The 19,710-nt window shown below is 72.0% G+C and carries 17 protein-coding genes; 4 read left to right on the top strand and 13 right to left on the bottom strand.

What is annotated here, in order from left to right; all coding sequences use genetic code 11:
* Positions 1–126 precede the first annotated feature (126 nt).
* A complete protein-coding gene (locus ACH4E8_RS00565) occupies positions 127–831 on the top strand; it encodes a bifunctional DNA primase/polymerase (protein ID WP_398442925.1) in 705 nt (234 codons plus the stop codon).
* A gap of 142 nt (positions 832–973) precedes the next feature.
* On the opposite strand, the gene ftsY is transcribed toward ACH4E8_RS00565, so the two are convergent.
* A complete protein-coding gene (gene ftsY / locus ACH4E8_RS00570; protein WP_398442927.1) occupies positions 974–2,188 on the bottom strand; it encodes a signal recognition particle-docking protein FtsY in 1,215 nt (404 codons plus the stop codon).
* A 109-nt stretch (positions 2,189–2,297) separates the two neighbouring features.
* On the opposite strand from ftsY, the gene ACH4E8_RS00575 reads away from it, so the two are divergent.
* Together ACH4E8_RS00575 and ACH4E8_RS00580 are read left to right on the top strand one after the other, a co-directional pair.
* Positions 2,298–3,551, top strand: a complete 1,254-nt coding sequence (locus tag ACH4E8_RS00575; protein WP_398442929.1) for a GNAT family N-acetyltransferase — start codon at positions 2,298–2,300, stop codon at positions 3,549–3,551.
* Between the two features lie 145 nt (positions 3,552–3,696).
* Positions 3,697–4,665 (top strand): LLM class flavin-dependent oxidoreductase, encoded by a 969-nt coding sequence (locus ACH4E8_RS00580; protein WP_398442931.1) that lies wholly within the window; start codon positions 3,697–3,699, stop codon positions 4,663–4,665.
* A gap of 61 nt (positions 4,666–4,726) precedes the next feature.
* On the opposite strand, the gene ACH4E8_RS00585 is transcribed toward ACH4E8_RS00580, so the two are convergent.
* The 4 genes from ACH4E8_RS00585 to ACH4E8_RS00600 form a co-directional block, all read right to left on the bottom strand.
* Positions 4,727–6,154: a sugar porter family MFS transporter gene (locus ACH4E8_RS00585; RefSeq protein WP_398442933.1), complete on the bottom strand. Its 1,428-nt coding sequence runs from the start codon at positions 6,152–6,154 to the stop codon at positions 4,727–4,729.
* Between the two features lie 169 nt (positions 6,155–6,323).
* Positions 6,324–9,908 carry a chromosome segregation protein SMC gene (gene smc / locus ACH4E8_RS00590; protein ID WP_398442935.1) on the bottom strand — a complete coding sequence of 1,195 codons (3,585 nt, stop codon included), beginning with the start codon at positions 9,906–9,908 and terminating at the stop codon, positions 6,324–6,326.
* 242 nt (positions 9,909–10,150) lie between these two features.
* Positions 10,151–10,369: a hypothetical protein gene (locus ACH4E8_RS00595; protein WP_361538719.1), complete on the bottom strand. Its 219-nt coding sequence runs from the start codon at positions 10,367–10,369 to the stop codon at positions 10,151–10,153.
* Positions 10,370–10,751: 382 nt separating this feature from the next.
* Positions 10,752–11,033, bottom strand: a complete 282-nt coding sequence (locus ACH4E8_RS00600; protein WP_398442937.1) for an acylphosphatase — start codon at positions 11,031–11,033, stop codon at positions 10,752–10,754.
* A 212-nt stretch (positions 11,034–11,245) separates the two neighbouring features.
* Here ACH4E8_RS00600 and ACH4E8_RS00605 point away from each other — a divergent pair, with 212 nt between their 5' ends.
* Positions 11,246–12,130 carry a CAP domain-containing protein gene (locus ACH4E8_RS00605; RefSeq protein ID WP_398442939.1) on the top strand — a complete coding sequence of 295 codons (885 nt, stop codon included), beginning with the start codon at positions 11,246–11,248 and terminating at the stop codon, positions 12,128–12,130.
* A 55-nt stretch (positions 12,131–12,185) separates the two neighbouring features.
* Here the strand turns inward: ACH4E8_RS00605 and mutM are convergent, their stop codons facing one another.
* The 8 genes from mutM to recG form a co-directional block, all read right to left on the bottom strand.
* A complete protein-coding gene (mutM, locus tag ACH4E8_RS00610) occupies positions 12,186–13,040 on the bottom strand; it encodes a bifunctional DNA-formamidopyrimidine glycosylase/DNA-(apurinic or apyrimidinic site) lyase (protein ID WP_398442941.1) in 855 nt (284 codons plus the stop codon).
* A gap of 196 nt (positions 13,041–13,236) precedes the next feature.
* Positions 13,237–14,073, bottom strand: a complete 837-nt coding sequence (gene rnc / locus ACH4E8_RS00615) for a ribonuclease III (protein WP_398442943.1) — start codon at positions 14,071–14,073, stop codon at positions 13,237–13,239.
* A 19-nt stretch (positions 14,074–14,092) separates the two neighbouring features.
* Positions 14,093–14,266, bottom strand: coding sequence for a 50S ribosomal protein L32 (gene rpmF / locus ACH4E8_RS00620; RefSeq protein ID WP_361538710.1), 174 nt, complete (start codon positions 14,264–14,266; stop codon positions 14,093–14,095).
* Between the two features lie 2 nt (positions 14,267–14,268).
* Positions 14,269–14,874, bottom strand: coding sequence for a YceD family protein (locus ACH4E8_RS00625; protein ID WP_398442945.1), 606 nt, complete (start codon positions 14,872–14,874; stop codon positions 14,269–14,271).
* Positions 14,875–15,082: 208 nt separating this feature from the next.
* On the bottom strand, positions 15,083–16,153 hold the full coding sequence (locus ACH4E8_RS00630; RefSeq protein WP_398442947.1) for a cell division initiation protein: 1,071 nt from the start codon (positions 16,151–16,153) through the stop codon (positions 15,083–15,085).
* Positions 16,154–16,230: 77 nt separating this feature from the next.
* Entirely contained in the window at positions 16,231–16,710 is a 480-nt protein-coding gene (gene coaD / locus ACH4E8_RS00635) for a pantetheine-phosphate adenylyltransferase (RefSeq protein ID WP_398442949.1), read from the bottom strand.
* A gap of 26 nt (positions 16,711–16,736) precedes the next feature.
* Positions 16,737–17,339, bottom strand: coding sequence for a 16S rRNA (guanine(966)-N(2))-methyltransferase RsmD (gene rsmD / locus ACH4E8_RS00640; protein WP_398442951.1), 603 nt, complete (start codon positions 17,337–17,339; stop codon positions 16,737–16,739).
* A gap of 81 nt (positions 17,340–17,420) precedes the next feature.
* The gene (gene recG, locus ACH4E8_RS00645; protein WP_398442953.1) at positions 17,421–19,649 is read right to left on the bottom strand and encodes an ATP-dependent DNA helicase RecG; all 2,229 of its coding nucleotides are present in this window, start codon (positions 19,647–19,649) and stop codon (positions 17,421–17,423) included.
* Between the last annotated feature and the right edge of the window lie 61 nt (positions 19,650–19,710).

A 19,710-nucleotide genomic window follows, 5' to 3' on the forward strand; every position in this document is an offset into this window, starting at 1 on the left:
CGTGCGCCGCCACCCACACTCCCCCTCGCGCCTCGGTAAGCCCCCGGACCATCACCGGCTGCGACGCTGCGTCACGAGGAGACTTCGGGTCGTAACCACCGGCGAATGCGACCCGTTGGAGGGGGCATGGGCTTCACGATCGGCGGCAGCCGGGGGATCCGGGACATCCGGTCCGTCCGGTCCGGCTCTCGGCGCCGCAGCAGGACGGCGGAGTGCACAGTGACGGCGGCGGCCGAGTACACGGGCCTGTGGGGCTGGGCGGTGGTGCCCGGAGCACGGGCGGCGTCCGGCTCGTGCTCCTGCGGCGACGCGACGTGCACGGCGCCCGGGGCGCATCCGCTGCCCTTCGCCCCCGAGATCCTCGCGGGCGCGACGTTGGACGAGGTCACCGGGGTGTGGTCGCAACTACCCGGCGCTGCACTGCTGTTACCGGTGGGGCGCGCCTTCGACGTCCTCGACGTGGCCGCCCCGGCCGGCCGTCGCGCACTGGTGCGGATGGAGCGGATGGGGCTCCCGCTCGGCCCGGTCTCGGCGACTCCGGACGGACGCTGTCAGTTCTTCGTCGCCCCGGGGGCCGCGGCGGCGCTGCCGGAGCTCCTGTACCGGATGGGCTGGGACGACGCGGACCTCGACCTGCACTGCCTGGGCCCCGGCGACCACATCACCGCCCCGCCGTCGGACCACGCGGGGCTCGGGCCGGCCAGTTGGCTGCGACCGCCTTCGCTGGACACCGCGGCGGCACCGCCCGAAGCGCGGCTCCTGCTCGGAACTTTGGCGTACATCTGCCATCGGTCCGTCGCCCAGCCGTTCGTGGGGCATGCTCGATCGTGACGCAGGGTCCGGATACGGGTCCGAGCGGCCGAAAGGGGCCCGGCGCGTCACCCCCCGCGCGCCGGGCCCCTCTTCACAACTCCACAGTGTGTCGTTCGATGTGGTGCGCTGTCCTGTGTTGCGATGCGTTTCGGCCGTGCGCTCAGTCGCCGATGAGCGCGTCGACGAACGCCTCCGGCTCGAAGGGCGCGAGGTCGTCCGCCCCCTCGCCCAGCCCGACGAGCTTCACCGGTACGCCCAGCTCGCGCTGTACGGCGATGACGATGCCGCCCTTGGCGGTGCCGTCCAGCTTGGTCAGCACGATGCCGGTGATGTCGACGACCTCCGCGAAGACGCGCGCCTGGACCAGCCCGTTCTGACCGGTGGTGGCGTCGAGGACCAGCAGCACCTCGTCCAGCGGGCCGTGCTTCTCGACGACGCGCTTGACCTTGCCGAGTTCGTCCATGAGGCCGGTCTTGGTGTGCAGTCGCCCCGCGGTGTCGATGAGCACCACGTCGGCGCCCTCGGCGATGCCCTCCTTGACGGCGTCGAAGGCGATGGACGCCGGGTCGCCGCCCTCCGGGCCGCGTACGGTACGGGCGCCGACCCGCTCGCCCCAGGTCTGGAGCTGGTCGGCGGCGGCGGCGCGGAAGGTGTCCGCGGCGCCGAGGACGACCGAGCGGCCGTCCGCCACGAGGACGCGGGCGAGCTTGCCGGTGGTGGTGGTCTTGCCGGTGCCGTTGACGCCGACGACCATCACGACGCCGGGGGTGTCCGTGCCGCTCTCGGTCTTGACCTCGCGGTCGAAGTCGGTGCCGAGGAGCGTCAGCAACTCCTCGCGGAGCAGGTTGCGCAGTTCTTCGGGGGTCCGGGTGCCCAGGACCTTCACGCGCTCGCGCAGCCGCTCCACCAGCTCCTGGGTGGGCGCGACGCCGACGTCGGCGGTGAGCAGGGTCTCCTCGATCTCCTCCCAGGTGTCCTCGTCGAGGTGCTCACGGGACAGCAGGGTGAGCAGCCCCTTGCCGAGCGTGTTCTGTGAACGGGCGAGCCGGGCCCGCAGCCGGACGAGGCGGCCGGCGGTGGGCTCCGGGATCTCGATCTCGGGTGCGGCTTCGACGGGCGCCTCGGTGACGACCTCCGTACCGGCGGACGTGTCCGCGGTCGGGAGGTCGACCTCCTCGATGGTGCGGCGCGGCTCGTCCCGCGGGGTCTCGGCCTCGTCGCCGACGTGCGGCTCGGCGGGCGGAGCGGTGATGGTCGGGGCGGTCGGCGGAGCGGTCGGCGGCAGCTTCTTCTTCTTGCGGCCACTGACCACGAGCCCGCTGACCGCCGCGACCGCGACCAGTGCGATGACTACGGCAAGGATCAGGATTTCCATAACGGGTCCAGTATCGGTCACGTCCGCCCCGGACCGGTCGGCCACGCCCCGCCGGGACTGCGGGAAACCTGGATGACGGGCCCGACGGGGCCGGGTTAGCGTCCCGGTCATGACCGTCTTGGAGTTTCGGACCATTCCGGATGCGCACCTGGACCGCGCCCTGGATCTGCACTACCTCGCCTTCCTGGAGAAGGACGCCGACGGAGAACTGCGCAAGACGCACCGGGAGATCCTGGAGCACTGCGATCTGATCGGCGGGTACGAAGGGGACCAGCTCGTCGGGCTGCTGGCGGCGCACCGGATGCAGTTGTCCGTGCCGGGCGGGGAGCTGGCGTGCGCCGGCGTGACGTTCGTCTCGGTGGCGCCGACGCACCGCCGCCGCGGGGTGCTCAGCGGGATGATCGCCGAGCTGTGGCGCCGGTGCGCCGCCGCCGGGCAGCCGCTCGCGGCCCTGTGGGTGTCGGAGGCCGGGATCTACGGCCGCTTCGGCTTCGACCCGGCGACGCGGTCGTACAGCCTCGTGATCGACGCCGACCATCCGTTGGACCTGCGCATCGCACCGGACGAGCGCCCCCTGCGGCTGGTGGACCCGGACGAGGCGCCCGAGGTGATCGGGGCGCTGCACCGCGGGGCGCGGGAGGAGCGTGCGGGCCGGGTCTCCCGTGACGACTTCTGGTGGCGCACCCACGTCCTGCGCGGGGACGACGAGGACGACGACGACCTGAGCGCACCGCGGGTCGTGACGATCGGGGACCCGGGCGCCCCGCCCGCCGGCTACGTCTTCTACCGCACCCAGAGCGACGACGAGGGACGCGGGACGCTGCACGTCCGGGAGTTGGAGGCGCAGTCGCCGGCGGTCGCGGCGGCGCTGTGGCGGTACGTGGCCTCGGTCGACCTGGTGGACCGGGTCAAGGCGTGGGGGCGGCCGCTGGACGACCCGCTGCTGCGCTTCGCCGGCGACCGTGACCAGGTGCGGGTGAGCCAGGAGTTCCCGGCGCTGTGGCTTCGGCTGGTGGACGTGGCGGGCGCGCTGACCGGGCGCACCTGGTCCGCGCCGGTGGACGTGGTGCTGGAGGTGACCGACGCGGGCGTCGAGGCGAACGCGGGGCGGTACCGGCTGACCGTCGAGCCGGGATCGGAGCAGGCCGAAGGGGCGGGGCTCACGGCACGGGTGGTGCGCACCGAGGAGGCGCCCGACCTGACGTTGGACGTACGGGAGCTGGCCGCGTGCTATCTGGGCGGTCACGATCCGGCCGAGCTGGTCAGGGCCGGATTGGTCACGGAGCACACCCCGGGTGCAGCCGATCGGCTGGGCGCGGCGTCGCGCACGGCGCTGCTGCCGCACACGACGGACGAGTTCTAGTCGGGCGTCGTCATACGAGGGTCTTGCGAGAGTGGAGGGGACCGGAGAGCCGTCCATCGGATCCGCTGAAGGACGGCACCCCATTCCCATCTGACGCTGCGTCAGTTACCGTACGGGCGCCCGCCCAGCCGGAGGAGTCGTTCCCATGGCCGTCACCACGGTCCGCTTCAATCTCGTCGCTCCCGGGGCGACGCCCGACGAACTCGCCGACCGTTACCGTGCGGCGGTGGACATGGCCGTCTATGCCGATGAGCACGGCGTCGACTCGGTCCAGACGGAGGAGCACCACGGCGCGGAGAACAACTGGATGCCGTCGCCGCTCGCGTTCGCCGGGGCGGCCCTCGGGGCGACGCGGCGGATCGCGGTGACCGTCTCCGCGCTGCTGGGACCGCTGTACGACCCGTTGCGGCTGGCCGAGGACATCGCCGTGCTGGACCTCGTCGGCCGGGGGCGGCTGATCACCGTCGCCGGCATCGGCTACCGCCGTGCGGAGTACGAGCAGCTCGGCGTGGACTGGGACGGGCGCGGGCGGCTCCAGGACGAGCTGTTGGAAACGCTGCTGGCGGCGTGGACCGGTGAGCCGTTCCGCTACCGGGGGCGGACCGTGCGGGTGACGCCCCGCCCGTACAGCCGGCCCCATCCGCCGCTGTTCGTCGGCGGCTCGTCGCGGGCGGCGGCGCGTCGGGCGGCTCGGCTGGGACTGCCCTTCTACCCCAGCGCCCACCTGCCCGAACTCGCCGCGTACTACGCCGAGGAGTGCGCCCGGCACGGCACCGAGGGCTGGACGATGATGCCCGGTCCCCAGACCCCGCTGCTGCACGTGTCGGAGGACCCGGACCGTACCTGGGCGCAGTACGGCGAGCACTTCCTGCACGAGGCGCGCACGTACTCTTCCTGGCAGAGCGCGGATATCCGCTCCGCGGTGCACGCCCGCGCGTCGACGGCGGCGGAGTTGCGCGCCGAGGGGGTGTACCGGGTGGTGACGCCCGAGGAGTGCGCCGCGCTGGATCTCGACGTGCTCGTCCTGCACCCGCTGTGCGGCGGCATGCCGCCGGAGGAGGGCTGGCGCTCACTGCGGCTGCTGTGCGAGAAGGTGCTCCCCCAGCGCGACTGACCGCCGACGACGGCAACCGACCAACGCCGACGGCCACCGGCCCCGGCGGCCCCGCGCGCGGTCAGCCCATCTCCTCCAGCGGTTTGCCCTTGGTCTCCTTCACGCAGAAGACCACGAAGGGGATGGAGAGCACCGCGAAGCAGGCGTAGATGATGTACGTGGCCGAGAGGTTCCACTCCGAGAGGCTGGGGAAGCTCGCGGTGATCGCCCAGTTGGCGAGCCACTGCGCGGAGGCCGCGACGCCGAGCCCCGCCGCGCGGATCTTGTTGGGGAACATCTCGCCGAGGAGGACCCACACCACCACGCCCCAGGACAGGGCGAAGAAGAGCACGAAGACGTGCGCGGCGACCAGCGCCACCGTGCCCTCCACGCTCGGCAGCTTGCCGTTCACCAGCGGCGCGGAGAACGCCCACGCCTCCAGGGCCAGGGCGACCGCCATCCCGATGGAGCCGATGAGGGCGAGCGGCTTGCGACCGATGCGGTCGACGAAGACCATCGCGATCACGGTGCCGATGATGTTCACGATCGAGGTGGTGAAGGAGTAGAAGAAGGAGCCGGTCGGGTCGATGCCGACGGACTGCCACAGCGTCGTGGAGTAGTAGAAGGCCACGTTGATGCCGACGAGCTGTTGGAAGACCGACAGCCCGATGCCGACCCAGACGATGGTCAGGAAGCCGAAGCGCCCGCCCAGCAAGTCCCTGAACGTCGACTTGTGCTCCCGGCGCATCGCGTGTTCGATCTCGGTCACCCGGGCGTCGAGGTCGACGTGCTCGCCCTCGACCTCGGTGAGGACCTTCCGCGCCCGCTCGACCTTGCCCACCGACAGCAAGTAGCGGGGCGACTCGGGGATGGCGAAGGAGAGCAGGCCGTACAGCAGCGCCGGGATGACCATCACGCCCAGCATCCACTGCCACGCCTCCAGGCCGCCGATCTTCCCGCGCTGCTCGCCGTCGGCGAGTTGCAGGATGCCGAAGTTCACCAACTGGGAGATGGCGATGCCGATCACGATGGCCGCCTGCTGGAAGGAGGCCAGCCGCCCGCGGTAGGCCGGCGGCGAGACCTCCGCGATGTACGCAGGACCGATCACCGAGGCCATGCCGATGGCGAAGCCGCCGATGATGCGCCACATCGCGAGGTCCCACAGCGCGAAGGGCAGGGCGGAGCCGACGGCGCTGGCGGCGAACAGGACGGAGGCGATCCGCATGCAGGCGATCCGGCCGATGCGGTCGGCGATGCGGCCCGCGGTGGCGGCGCCGATGGCACAGCCGATCAGCGCGATCGCGATGACCTGGGCGAGTTCGGCCGAGCCGATGGCGTATCGATCGCGGATCGCCTCGACGGCGCCGTTGATGACGGAGCTGTCGTAGCCGAAGAGGAAGCCGCCCATCGCCGCGGACGCGGTGATGAAGACGACGTGCCCGAGGTGTTCGGCATGGGCGTGGGCCGGCGGGGCCCCGGAGGGGGGCGGTGGCTGCGCGCTGCTGGTCACGTCGTCTCCTGGGGCCGGCTCCGGAGGAGTGCGGCCCCTTCCGGAGAAGTGTTTCAAGTGGCGCACACCTCGCCGCGGCCCACCACTTGGGTTGCTGCCTACGAGATGGCGCACCCGTCACCGATCAAGAGGTGTCCGCGCCCCGGCCGGCTGCCGTCGGCGGCCCCGGTCAGCGCAGCCGCTGGCTGATGACCTTGGAGACCCCGTCGCCCTGCATGGAGACGCCGTACAGCGCGTCGGCGACCTCCATCGTGCGCTTCTGGTGGGTGATCACGATCAGCTGCGAGGACTCCTGGAGCTCCTGCATGATCCTGATCAGCCGCTGGAGGTTGGTGTCGTCGAGCGCCGCCTCGACCTCGTCCATCACGTAGAAGGGGCTGGGGCGCGCCTTGAAGATGGACACCAGCATCGCCACCGCGGTCAGCGAGCGTTCGCCGCCGGAGAGCAGGGAGAGCCGCTTGACCTTCTTGCCCGGGGGGCGGGCCTCCACGTCCACGCCCGTGGTGAGCATGTTGTCGGGGTCGGTGAGGATCAAGCGCCCCTCTCCGCCCGGGAAGAGCCGGGAGAAGACCCCTTCGAACTCACGGGCCGTGTCGCGGTACGCCTCCGTGAAAACCTGTTCTACGCGTTCGTCCACCTCCTTCACCACCCTCAGCAGGTCGGCCCTGGTCTTCTTCAGGTCCTCCAGCTGTTCGGAGAGGAACTTGTGGCGTTCCTCCAGGGCCGCGAACTCCTCCAGGGCGAGCGGATTCACCTTTCCGAGTTGCTGATACGCCCGTTCGGCCGCTTTCAGGCGCTTTTCCTGTTCGGCCCGGACGAAACGCGTCGGCTGGTTGCGGGGGTGGGCGGGGTCTTCGGGCAGTTCCTCGCCCTCGGCCGGCGGCGAAGGGGGTACGGGCTGGTCGGGGCCGTACTCGGCGACCAGCCCCGCCGGCTCCACCCCCAGCTCCTCCAGGGCCCGGGTCTCCAACTGTTCGATCCGCAGCCGCTTCTCGGCGCCGAGCACCTCGCCGCGGTGGACGGAGTCGGTGAGCTTGTCGAGTTCCGACTTGAGGTCGCGGCCCCGGGTGCGGGCCGCGCCGAGTTCCCGTTCCCGTTCCGCCTTCGCGGCTTCGGCGGCGGTGCGCTCGGCCTCGGCCCGTACGAGCGACACCTCCACGTGGGCCAACAGCGTGCGGGCGCCGGTCGCCACCGCGGCGGCGACCTCGGCTTCGTGCCGCAGTCGGGCCCGGCGGCGTTCGGCCCGGGCCCGCGCCTCGCGTTCGGCGCGCGCTCCCCGGTCGAGGGAGTCGGCCCGGCCGGCGAGGGCCTTCACCCGCTCCTCGTGGGTACGGACCTGGAGACGGGCCTCCATCTCGGTCTGCCTGGCGTTGGCGCCGTCGGCGGCGAGCCGGTCGCGCACATGGGTGTCGGGTTCGTCCGCCTCCGGCCCCTGCGGGGCGCTCTCCTGGGCCGCGACCAGCCGTTCGGCCAGCTCTTCGGCCTCCTCGCGGGCGCGCTCCCAAGCTTCCTGGGCGCGGGCGACGGCGGCGTCCGTGCGCTCGGCCTCCCCCGCGGCGGCGCGCGCCTGCCCGGAGAGCCGGCCGAGCCGACCGGAGACGGCGGACTTCTCCCGGTCGGCGGCGCGGCGCCGCTCCCCCAGGTCCTCGACGAGCGCGGCGCACTCGGCCCGGCGCTCCGCCGCCCGGTGTTGGGCCGCGGACAGTTCCGCGCAGCGTCCGTCCAGCGCGGTCAGTTCGGCCGCCGCCTCGTCGACGGACGCCTGCACCTCCAACAGGCTGGGCGCACCGGCCGAGCCGCCCTGGGCGAAGTGCGCCCCGAGCAGATCGCCGTCGGCGGTCACCGCGGTCAGCCAGGGCCGGGCGTGGACCAGGTCCTGCGCTTCCTCCAGCGTTCCGACCACCACCGTGTCGCCCACCAGACGGCGCACGGCGGGCATCAGTTCGTCCGGTCCGCGGACCAGGTCGACGACGCGCGGATGGCGGGCGGTGCCGCCCCGGTCCGGGTCGCCCCCTGCCTGCGGTGTGTCCTCGGGGGCACCGCCGAGCAGTATCGACGCGCGTCCCGCTTCGGACTTGCGCAGCAGCCGCAGGGCCTCGGCCGCGGTGGCGGTGTTCGCGACGGCGACGGCGTCCGCCGCTGCGCCCAGTGCGGCAGCGACGGGGACTTCGTAGCCGGGGGTGACGGTCAGCAGCTCGGACGCCGGGCCGAGCAGCCCGCCGAGCCGTTCCTTCGCGGCCAGCAGCGCACCGGTGCCGTCCTTGCGGCGCAGGCCCAGCGCGAGGGCGTCGCGCCGGGCGGAGACGGCGGCCCGATCCCGTTCGGCCGCGGTGAGGGCGTCGCGGGCGGCGGTCAGGGCGCTCTCCGCGTCGGCGAGTTCACGGCGGGCGGCGTCGTGGCGTTCGCCGAGTTCGGTGTCGTCCGCGTCCAAGCCGTCGACCTCGGCCTGGAGCAGTTCGTACTCCTCCTGGGCGGCGACGGCGCGCTCCTTGGCCTCGTCCCGCGCTGAGGTCAGCCGTTCGATCTCGGCCTGGGCGGAAGCGGCCCGGCCGCGGGCCGCGGTGACCTGGCCCCCGAGCCTGGCCAGCCCTTCGCGGCGGTCGGCGATCGCCCGGGCGACGTCCTTGAGGCGGCGCTCCTCGGCGATGAGCTGGCGCTCCAGTTCGGCGCGGTGGGCGACGGTGTCCTCCAGGGCGCGCTCGGCCGCCTCCAGCGCGGCCGCCAGCTCCGCCTCCTGCTCGCGGATGCGGGCCGCCTCGCGCTCCATGTCCTCGGGGTCGCGTCCCCGGCGCTCCTCGGCGGGCCGGTCGGTGGCGCTCTTCACGCGGGCGTCGGCCAGCGAGATCGTGCCGCGGACCCGCTCGGCGAGCCGGGAGAGTTCGTACCAGGTCTGCTGGGCCCGCTCCAGGCGCGGTGCGAGCCGCCGCACCTCGTCCTCCAACTCGGCCTCCCGGGCGAGGGCGGCTTTCAGTTCCCGTTCGGCGCCGTCCTTGCGCTCCTTCAGGGCGGCTTCGTCGGCGATCTCGGTGCGCAACGCTTCCTGGAGCCGTACGAGGTCGTCGGCGAGCAGCCGCAGCCGGGCGTCGCGCAGATCGGCCTGGATGACGGCGGCGCGGCGGGCGACGGCCGCCTGTCGGCCCAGCGGCTTGAGCTGGCGGCGCAGTTCGTCGGTGAGGTCCTGCACCCGGGCGAGGTTGGCCTGCATCGCGTCCAGCTTCCGCAGCGCCTTCTCCTTGCGCTTGCGGTGCTTGAGGACGCCGGCGGCCTCCTCGATGAAGGCGCGGCGCCCCATCGGGTCGGCGTGCAGGACGGAGTCGAGTTGGCCCTGCCCCACGATGACGTGCATCTCCCGGCCGATGCCGGAGTCGGAGAGCAGCTCTTGGATGTCGAGGAGCCGGCAGGTGTCACCGTTGAGCTGGTACTCGCTGCCGCCGTTGCGGAACATGATCCGCGTGATGGTGACCTCGGCGTAGTCGATGGGGAGCGCGCCGTCGGAGTTGTCGATGGTCAGGGACACCTCTGCGCGGCCGAGCGGCGGCCGGCCGGTGGTGCCGGCGAAGATGACGTCCTCCATCTTCCCGCCGCGCAGCGACTTGGCCCCTTGCTCGCCCATCACCCAGGACAGCGCGTCCACCACGTTGGACTTGCCGGAGCCGTTGGGGCCCACCACACAGGTGATGCCCGGTTCGAACCGCAGGGTGGTGGCGGAGGCGAAGGATTTGAACCCGCGGAGGGTCAGGGCCTTGAGGTGCACGCAGCCGGACTCTACCTTTCGGGTCGCTCGACACCCTCACGACGGCCGGTGGACATGTGCGGTTTCACCGTTCAAGGTGCAGGGCACATCTGTCATGAGGGGTGAGATCGCGCATTCGAGTGGTTCGAGTGAAGGCCGCCCGCCATGCCCTCCGGGTATGGGGGGCGGAGCAGTAAAGAAAGAAGGGACGCCGAGGCGTCCCTTGCATATCTTGGTGCGATGGATCTCTGACAGATCCGTGCTCAGGTGAGCGCGGGCTCCGCCTGGGGTACGTCGATGTCGATGCCGTCCAGCAGCGACTCTCGGGGGTGCTGGGCGACGGCAGCGTTCAGCGCGTCGTTCTCGGACTGGATCCGTACGAGCTCGGATTCGAGATCCTGGACGCGCTGCTGGAGCCGTCGCATCTCGGCGAGGAGTCGCGGGTCGGTACCGCCGACGTAACCGAGAAGCGCCTTTGCCATGATGGATGGTCCTCCACACTGAGTGACCGACCGATGCGGTGTGGGTCGTGAGGGATTCGCACCCGCGGTGCTCGACAGTGCTGTTGTGCTTCTGCTGAAACTGCGATTACTACTGCCAAACAGCTAAGGTGCGCGGGGCTTCCAGAGTCTCACCAAAAAGTTTGACGGTCAACACGATCACACCCCGCAGGAGGGGGCGAGCCGGGCGGCGCACGGCCGCGGACGCCGCGGCGGGGCCTCTACTCCGGGCCCCGGGGGCGTGGAGATCATCCTTACGGCCGCAGCCTGGCACGAGACGTCTTTCTTGGCAACCACCAGGCCGTTTCCGCTTTCGGCAGGTGCCCGCGACAACTCCGCCGCACCTCCGTTCGGGTGCCCCGGCTCAGCGGATCGCGAATCCCTCGTAACCGCCGCGCGGCGTGTCCCAGATCTCAGTGACTCCGTCGACACGTCCGGGTGTGTCGCCGGAGCGCAGCCACTCCAGCAATCGGTGGCAATTCTCACGCGACCCTTCCGCCACGACCTGCACACGACCGTCGTCGAGATTGACGGCGAATCCGGTGAGCCCCCCGATCTCCAAAGCATTTGCCCTGGTGAACCAGCGAAATCCCACTCCCTGTACTCGACCGCGTACCCAAGCGGTGAGTCGTGCTGCATCACTCATGGCTGCACGGTAGCCGTCGGATTGCTCACGAAACACTTCCGTCCCGTGACCCATGGCGTACAGTCCCCTCGCAATGGACGTCACCCGTTCGGGTGAGCCCGCTATCGGTTTGCCGTGGTGGCGACCGGTAAGCGATCAGTTCGGCCAGGGGGCGGAGCGACGGCCCCTGTGCGCATGACCGTCGGAATTGGGCACGAGGAAGGCACAGCCAGATGGGACGTCACCGAAGCCCGGCCAAGCGCAGGGGCCGCCCCGTACGCACCGGCCTGCTCGGTGCATCGGCCGCCGTGGCCATGGGCGCCGTTGCGGTCGCATCCGGTTTGCTGCCGGGCGGTGACGTGCTGACGGTCGGCGGGGACAAGTCCCCCGGCGGGCCGATCCGCACCGACGGCCCGGCGACGTTGCAGACCCAGGGCGACTCGGGCGCCAGCCCCACCACCCAGCCGCCCGCCGCGGGCCCCACCGCGCCGCACCTGCCGTCGACCTCGCCGAGCGGCTCCCCCTCGGGCAAGCCGTCCGCGAAGGCCGGCACCGAGACCCCGGGCGCCAAGGCGCCGAAGCCCTCCGCTCCCGGTTCTCCCGAGAAGTCCACGGGGGCCGCCGGGGCGACGGGGGCCGCGGAGAAGAAGACGACCGCCCCGCAGCGCAGCGCGCCGTCCACCGCGTCCTCCTCCCCCGCGCACTCCGCCACCCCGCAGCCGCGCGCGGCGACGTCCTCCGAGACGAAGTTGGAGTCGCAGGTGCTGGCGCTGGTGAACCAGGAGCGCGCCAAGGTGGGCTGTAGCCCGGTGCAGTACGACGCCGCCCTCGCCAAGCTCGCCGGGAACTTCAGCAGCGACATGGCCAAGCGCGGCTTCTTCAGCCACACCGACCCCGACGGGGACACCCCCTGGGACCGCGCCGAGCAGGCCGGGGTGAAGAACCTCGCCGCGGAGAACATCGCCCGCGGCCAGGCGGACGCCGCCGCGGTGATGGAGTCCTGGATGAACAGCGACGGACACCGCGCGAACATCCTCAACTGCGACTACAAGACCCTCGGAGTCGGAGTGCACCTGGGCGACGGCGGCCCCTGGTGGACCCAGAACTTCGGTTTCTGACCCCCTGCGTCCCGGCCGGGTGCCCGCGCGTCACGACGCCGGGCGCCCGCCGGGCTCACGTCTTCGGCGGGCGTTGGCAGCGCGGGCAGAAGTAGCTGGAGCGGTTCATCCACGGGCGGCGCCGGATCGGGGTGCCGCACCGCCGGCACGGCTCGTCCTCGCGACCGTATGCGTCCAACGACCGGTCGAAGTAGCCGGATTCGCCGTTGACGTTCACGTACAGGCTGTCGAAGCTGGTGCCGCCCTCCGCGAGGGCCGCGTTCATCACGTCCCGCGCGTGCTGGAGCAGTTCGGCGGCGCGGGGGCGGGTGAGCGAGGCCGTCGGGCGCTCGTAGTGCAGCTTCGCGCGCCACAGCGCCTCGTCCGCGTAAATGTTGCCGACCCCGCTGATCAGCGTCTGGTCCAGCAGCGCCCGCTTGACCGTGGTGCGGCGCAGCCGCAGCGCGGTGATGAACGCCGCGTCGTCGAAGGCGGGGTCGAGCGGGTCGCGGGCGATGTGCGCGATGACGTCGGGGATGCCGTCCGGGGTGTTCTCGTGCAGCGAGAGGCCGCCGAAGGTGCGCTGGTCGACGAAGCGCAGCTCGGTGCCGATGGTGTCGTCGAAGCGGACCCTGACCCGCAGGTGCCGCTCGTCGGCCGTGCCCTCGGGCTGGACCAGCAGCTGCCCGCTCATCCCCAGGTGGCCGAGGACGGAGGTGCCCGTGGCGCCGAGCGGCAGCCACAGGTACTTGCCCCGGCGGCGAACGATGCCCACGCTGTGCCCGTTCAGCCGGGCGGCGAAGTCCTCGGCGCCGGCCGGATGGCGTCGGACGGCGCGCGGGTGCAGCACCCGCACCTCGGCGATCGTACGGCCGCTGATCCATCGCTGGAGTCCGCGGCGGACGACCTCGACCTCGGGCAGCTCGGGCACGGGCCTCCTTCACAGGATTCACGGATTCACGGATTCACGAATGCGCAGCCGCACCGGGGGTCCAGGTCCGCAGGACGGGCCCCGGGTGGGAACGCCCGCAGCGTACCGCTCGCCGCGGGCCACGAACCTCGGGCCCCCTTCCCCGCGGCGGCGGAAGGGGGCCCGATGGCCTCGTGCGCGCGGGGAGCGCGTGGACTCAAGCCGGCGCGGCCTGATCCGACTCCCCGGTGGACGGTGCGGCAGCCGCGGCGGAGGGCTCGGCGGCCCCCGTCCGTGCGGCGGCGGCCCGCTGGTCGGCGGCGGCGCGGATCTCCCGCCAGGCCGACTCGGCGGCCTGCTGCTCCGCCTCCTTCTTGCTGCGGCCAGTGCCGGTGCCGTACGAGACACCACCGACGCGGGCAGCAGCAGTGAAGGTCTTCTCGTGGTCGGGTCCCGTCTCGGTGACCAGGTACTCCGGCACTCCGAGCCCTTCGGCCGCGGTCAGCTCCTGGAGACTGGTCTTCCAGTCCAGGCCCGCGCCCAGGTTCGAGGACTTCTCGATCAGCGGGTCGAAGAGCCGGTGCACCAGCTCGGACGCCGCGTCGAGCCCCTTGTCGAGATAGACCGCGCCGATCACCGCTTCGAGGGTGTCGGCGAGGATGGATGCCTTGTCCCTGCCGCCCGTGCCTTCCTCGCCCCGGCCGAGCCGGATGAAGGAGCCGAGGTCGAGACCACGGCCGACACCGGCCAGCGCACGCGAGTTCACCACCGCGGCCCGCAACTTGGCCAGTTGGCCTTCCGGCAGGTCGGGGTGGGTGCGATAGAGGGTGTCGGTGACCACCAGGCCGAGCACGGAGTCCCCGAGGAACTCCAGCCGCTCGTTGGTGGGCAGACCGCCGTTCTCGTACGCGTACGAGCGATGGGTCAGCGCACGCACCAGAAGGGCGGACTCGACCTGATAGCCGAGCCGCCCTTCCAGAAGCGTGTGGGACGAGGCTGCGTTGACTGCATTGACGTTGTCCGCCGACTTGCCGGCCTTGGACAGCTCAGACATCGGGCCTCTCACCAGCCGCTCAGACCGCGAGGACCTGGCGCTTGTTGTAGGTGCCACAGCTGGGGCACGCGATGTGCTGCAGCTTGGGCTCCTGGCAGCGCTCGCACGCAACCAGGGTGGGGACCGCAGCCTTCCACTGCGACCGGCGGTGGCGCGTGTTGCTGCGCGACATCTTCCGCTTCGGAACAGCCACGGCTACTTCTCCTGCTTCTCGTCGACGCCAGCTCCGGCGCCGCCCATGTTGTCCTTCTCGCCGTCCTTGATGGTGTCGGCGAGTCCTTGCAGTGCCGCCCAACGGATGTCGAGGGCGTCGTGGTGGTGGTCCGGGTCGTCGTCCAGCCGGACCCCGCACTGGGTGCAGAGGCCGGCACAGTCCTCCCGGCACACCGGCTGCATCGGCAGTGCGAGCACCACCGCGTCACGCAGCACCGGCTCAAGGTCGAACAGGCCGTCCTTGAGCAAGACGATGTCCTCGCCCTCGGCGTCGTCGCCGGCGTCCGCGGCGCGGCCGCGGCTCCGGTCGTCGGCGTCGGGGTACGTGAACATCTCCTGGAACTCCGCGACGACATCGAGGCGCAGCGGCTCCAGACACCTTACGCACTCCCCCTCGGCCGACGCACGGGCGGTGCCCGTGACGAGCACCCCTTCCATGACCGACTCAAGGCGGAGGTCCAGCTCGACGGCCTCGCCCTCGGGGACGCCGACGACCTCCTCGATGCCGAGGTCCTTGGGCGCGGGCACGGAGCGGGTGAGCCGCTGGAGCGCACCAGGACGCCGGCCCAGCTCGTGCGTGTCGAACACGAGGGGGTTGCGGTGGTCGAGGCGGGCGTTCAGGGCTCTTCCTGCTTTCGAGTCGTGCCGACGCTCCGGGCCGGGGCGTCAGGGAGGAGGGGCTACCGCCCTCGGAGAGGGTGCTGGGCAGCCGGGATCGCGAGGATACGCGCGACCGAAGAGCCAGGATACTGGACGGGGCGCCGTCGGCCCAATCCGGCCCCGGACGACCGGTGGCTCAGCGGCCCTGTTCGTACCGTCGCAGTTGCGCCGCGTCGATCATGCCGGTGTCGAAGAGGCTCGTCTCGTCCAGGGCGGCGGGCTGCTGCGGGGGCGTGCGGTCCGGATCGGGGTACGCGTAGGGGCCCTGGGCCGCGTACGGCTGCGGCTGCTCGGCGTACGGCTCCACGGGGCCGCCGTAGCCGGCGTACGGGTCCTGGCCGGCGCCGGTCTCGACGTACGGGTAGGACTCCTGGCCCGCGTACGCCGCGGGCTGCGGGACGGCGGGGGCGTGCAGCGGGTACGGCGGGGCCACCGGCGCCTGCGGCTCGGGCTCCGAAGGGGCCAGCGGGTCGGCAAGTTCCGCGAGACCGGCCAGGTAGTCGGCGTCGCTGGTGGCGGCCGCGTGCCGGGGTGCGCCGGTCGCGCCCTGGGCCGCCAGGTGCTCCCCGAGCCCGTCGCCGGTCGGGCGCCCCTGGAGCTTGAGCCGGCCGCGGCCCACCGCCTCCAGCGTCTTGCCGAGCACCGCTTCGAAGGCGCCGAGCTTGGCCTCCACGTACGCGTCGGCCCGGTCGATCAGCACCTGCGGGTCCGGGGAGTGCTCGGGGGCGTCGGCCTCCGGCAGCCCCTGCTCGTCCAGGCCGGGCCCGCGGCCCAGCAGCTTCTCCCGGCCGCGGTCCACCGAGCCGATGGTCTTGGTGAGGACGACCTCGAAGTTGGCGAGTTTGGAGTCCACGTACTCGTCGGCCTCGGCGCGGATCTCCTCCGCCTCCCGGCGGGCCCCGGCGACGATGCGTTCGGCCTCGTCCTGGGAGTGCCGGGCGACCTGGGAGTCGGCGATCAGCGAGCCCCGCTCGACGTGCGCGCCGTCGATGATGCGCCGGGCCTCCTGGTGCGCGTCGGCGATCTGCCGGTCGCGGTCGCCCAGCACCTCCTGGGCCCGGGCGAGGGAGTCGGGCAGCGCCCGGCGCACCTCGTCCAGCAGGGCGAGCAGTTCGGCGCGGTTGACCACGCACGAGGCCGACATGGGCAGGGACCGGGCGCTGCCGACCGCCTCGACGATCTCGTCGAGCTTCTTGTGCACGTCCACCGTGGTTCGCCACTTCCTGCGCTGTTACGAGACGGACGGCACGACTGTACGGCCAGCGGGGCGGGCCGCGAGGCGTTTCACCGCTCGGCGAGACGCCTGACCAGGGCCTCGTGGACGGCCGGCGGCAGCAGGTGGGAGACGTCGCCGCCCCAGGCGGCGACCTCCTTGACCAGGCTGGAGGAGAGGAAGCTGTAGGTGGGGTTGGTCGGGACGAAGAGGGTCTCGACGCCCGACAGGCCGTTGTTCATCTGGGCCATCTGCAACTCGTAGTCGAAGTCGCTGACGGCGCGCAGACCCTTGACGATGGCGGGGATGTCCCGCTGCTTGCAGAAGTCGACCAACAGTCCGTGGTGGGACTCCACCACGACGTTCTCGTACTCGGCGGTGACCTCGCGGATCAGGTCCATCCGCTCGTCGACCGTGAACAGTCCCTGCTTGGACTTGTTGATCATCACCGCGACGTAGACGACGTCGTACAGCTTGGAGGCGCGGGCGATGATGTCGAGGTGTCCGTTGGTGATGGGGTCGAACGACCCCGGACAGACTGCGCGGCGCACTGGAAGTCCCTCGCTCTCCGGTCCGGTCATGGGGCGTCTTCACATGGGGCTGCCTCGTCGCTGACGGAGGCGGCGCGACCGTACCAAAACGTTCCCTCGCCGTAGCGACGGGACCTCAGGGGTTCGAAACCCCGTGGCCAGCCGAAGGTGCCGCCTCTGGTACTGCGTTCCACGGTGGCGAGCGCATCCTCAGCAAGCCACCCCTGGGTGCGGAGTGTGAGCAGGATCTCCCGAAGATCATCGTCCGTGACGGCGTACGGGGGGTCGAGGAAGACGACGTCGTACGGGGCGTCGGGCGCCGGACCCGTCACGATTTGCTCCGCTCTGCCCGAGCGCACTTCGGCGCCGGGCAGCCCGAGCACCCGGACGTTCTCCCGGACCACGCGCGCGGCCCGGGCGTCGGCCTCCACGAGCAGGGCGTGGGCGGCGCCCCGGGACAGCGCCTCCAGACCCACCGCGCCGGAGCCGGCGTACAGATCGGCGACCCGGATGCCGGTCAGCGTCCCGAGCAGCGACTGCCAGGTGGAGAAGAGTCCTTCGCGCGCGCGGTCGGAGGTGGGGCGGGTGCCGGTGCCGGGCGGGACGGCGAGGCGGCGTCCGCCGGCGGCACCGGCGATCACGCGGGTCATCTCAGTCCTCGGGGTCGAACGGCCGAGCGCGGGGTGCGTCGATCGGCGCGGGCCCGGGGGCGGGTCCGTGCGATCAGTCTCTCAGCCCTTGTCGAGGTATTGCTCCCGCTCCTGGTCGAGAAGGGCGTCCAAGGCGGTGCGCAGCTCGGGCAGCCGCTCCAGCTCCGGATCGCCCTCGACCACCGCGACGGCCTCTTGGCGGGCGGCCTCGATGATCTCCTCGTCGTCGATGACGGCGAGCACCCGCAGCGAGGAGCGGGCGCCGGACTGGGCCTGGCCGAGGACGTCGCCCTCGCGGCGCTGCTCCAGGTCGATGCGGGACAGCTCGAAGCCGTCGAGGGTGGCGGCGACGGCGCCGAGCCGGGCCCTGGCCGGGCTCGCCTCGGGCATCTCGCTGACCAGCAGGCACAGCCCGGGGGCGGAGCCGCGGCCCACCCGGCCGCGGAGCTGGTGGAGCTGGGAGACGCCGAACCGGTCCGCGTCCATGATCACCATCGCGGTGGCGTTGGGGACGTTCACTCCGACCTCGATGACGGTGGTGGCGACGAGCACGTCGACCTCGCCGGCGGAGAAGCGGCGCATCACGTCGTCCTTGTCGTCCGGCGCCATCCGGCCGTGCAGCACTTCGATCCGGAGTCCGGCCAGCGGGCCCCGGGAGAGCTGGTCGGCGACGTCGAGCACGGCGAGCGGGGGCCGCTTCTCCGCGTCGTCGCCCCGGGGCCCTTCGGCCGCCTTCTTCTTCTGCGCGGTCGCGTCCTCGTCGTCGCCGATGCGGGGGCAGACCACGTACGCCTGGTGGCCCTTGTCGACCTCCTCGCGGATCCGCTCCCAGGCGCGCTCCAGGAAGTGCGGCTTGTCCCGGGCGGGCACGACGTGGCTGGCGATCGGGGAGCGCCCGGCCGGGAGCTGGTCGAGTACGGAGGTCTCCAGGTCGCCGAAGACGGTCATCGCGACCGTACGGGGAATGGGGGTGGCGGTCATGACCAGGAGGTGCGGCGGCTGCTTGCCCTTGGAGCGCAGGGCGTCGCGCTGTTCGACGCCGAAGCGGTGCTGCTCGTCGACGACGACCAGGCCCAGGTCGTGGAACTTGACCTTGTCCTCGATCAGGGCGTGGGTGCCGATCACGATCCCGGCTTCGCCGGTGACCAGGTCCAGCAGGGCGGCGCGGCGCGCAGCGGCCCCCATCGAGCCGGTGAGCAGCACGACCTTGGTGCCCTGCTCGGCGCCGCCCAGCATGCCGCCCTCGGCGAGTTCGCCCATCATCTCGACGACGGAGCGGTGGTGCTGCTGGGCGAGCACTTCGGTGGGCGCGAGCATCGCGGCCTGTCCGCCGGCGTCCACCACCGCGAGCATGGCCCGCAGCGCGACCAGGGTCTTTCCCGAGCCGACCTCGCCCTGGAGGAGTCGGTGCATGGGGTGCTCGGTCGCCAGGTCGTCGAAGATCTCGCCGGTGACCTTGCGCTGGCCGTCGGTGAGGGTGAACGGCAGCTTCGCGTCGAAGGCGTCCAGCAGCCCGCCCGCGACGGGTCGGCGGGCGACGGCGGGCAGTTGGGCGTCCGCGTGCCGGCGCCGGGCGAGGGCGACCTGGAGCACGAACGCCTCGTCCCACTTCAGCCGGGCCCGGGCGTCCTCGACGTCGTCCTTGGTGTGCGGCCGGTGGATCTTGAGCAGTGCTTCCGGCAGCGAGGGGAAGCCGCGGCCCTCGCGCAGGACGTCGGGCAGCGGGTCGACCGCGTCCCGGGCGCGCGGCAGCACCGCGTCCACCGCCTTGGCGACCTTCCAGGACTCCATGCCCTTGCAGGCGGGGTAGATCGGGATCAGCGCGCCGGCCCAGGACTCGATCGCGGACGCGTCGGAGGCTTCGGAGCCGTCCGGACCGTCGGCGGCCGTGCCCAGCTTGGCGTACGAGGGGTGGGCGAGCTGGAGCCGGTGGTTGAACACCGAGACCTTGCCGGCGAACATCGCGCGGCTGCCGGGCAGCAGTTCCTTGTGGGGCTTGTGCACTCCGCGGCCGAAGAACACCAACTGGAGCCGGCCGCTGCCGTCCGTGATGGTGACCTCCAGCCGCTGGCCGCGCCCTCCGTTGAAGGTGTGCACCCGGGCGTCGGCGACCTGGGCGACGACGGTCACCTCCTCGTCGAGGGGGAGGTCGGAGAGGTGGGTGAGCTGGCCCCGCTCCTCGTACCGCCGTGGGTAGTGGTGCAGCAGGTCACCGACCGTGTGCAGGCCGAGCTGCTCGCCGAGCACTTTGGCGGTCGCCGGGCCGAGGGTCTTCTTGAGGGGTTCGCTCAGGACGGACACGGGGTCCATTGCACACCACGGCACTGACAAAAGCACTGACGGCGGCCCGGGGCGGGTGGACGGGCGGCGC

The organism is Streptomyces sp. NPDC017979 (genome assembly GCF_044328175.1).
GTDB lineage: Bacteria > Actinomycetota > Actinomycetes > Streptomycetales > Streptomycetaceae > Streptomyces.

Coding starts and splice junctions, on each gene's coding strand:
- ACH4E8_RS00595 (WP_361538719.1), bottom strand. CDS start 10,369: ATGGCAAAGGCGCTTCTCGGTTACGTCGGCGGTACCGACCCGCGACTC.
- recG (WP_398442953.1), bottom strand. CDS start 19,649: ATGGACCCCGTGTCCGTCCTGAGCGAACCCCTCAAGAAGACCCTCGGC.
- ACH4E8_RS00605 (WP_398442939.1), top strand. CDS start 11,246: ATGGGACGTCACCGAAGCCCGGCCAAGCGCAGGGGCCGCCCCGTACGC.
- rsmD (WP_398442951.1), bottom strand. CDS start 17,339: ATGACCCGCGTGATCGCCGGTGCCGCCGGCGGACGCCGCCTCGCCGTC.
- ACH4E8_RS00565 (WP_398442925.1), top strand. CDS start 127: ATGGGCTTCACGATCGGCGGCAGCCGGGGGATCCGGGACATCCGGTCC.
- ftsY (WP_398442927.1), bottom strand. CDS start 2,188: ATGGAAATCCTGATCCTTGCCGTAGTCATCGCACTGGTCGCGGTCGCG.
- rnc (WP_398442943.1), bottom strand. CDS start 14,073: ATGTCTGAGCTGTCCAAGGCCGGCAAGTCGGCGGACAACGTCAATGCA.
- ACH4E8_RS00575 (WP_398442929.1), top strand. CDS start 2,298: ATGACCGTCTTGGAGTTTCGGACCATTCCGGATGCGCACCTGGACCGC.
- ACH4E8_RS00600 (WP_398442937.1), bottom strand. CDS start 11,033: ATGAGTGATGCAGCACGACTCACCGCTTGGGTACGCGGTCGAGTACAG.
- ACH4E8_RS00580 (WP_398442931.1), top strand. CDS start 3,697: ATGGCCGTCACCACGGTCCGCTTCAATCTCGTCGCTCCCGGGGCGACG.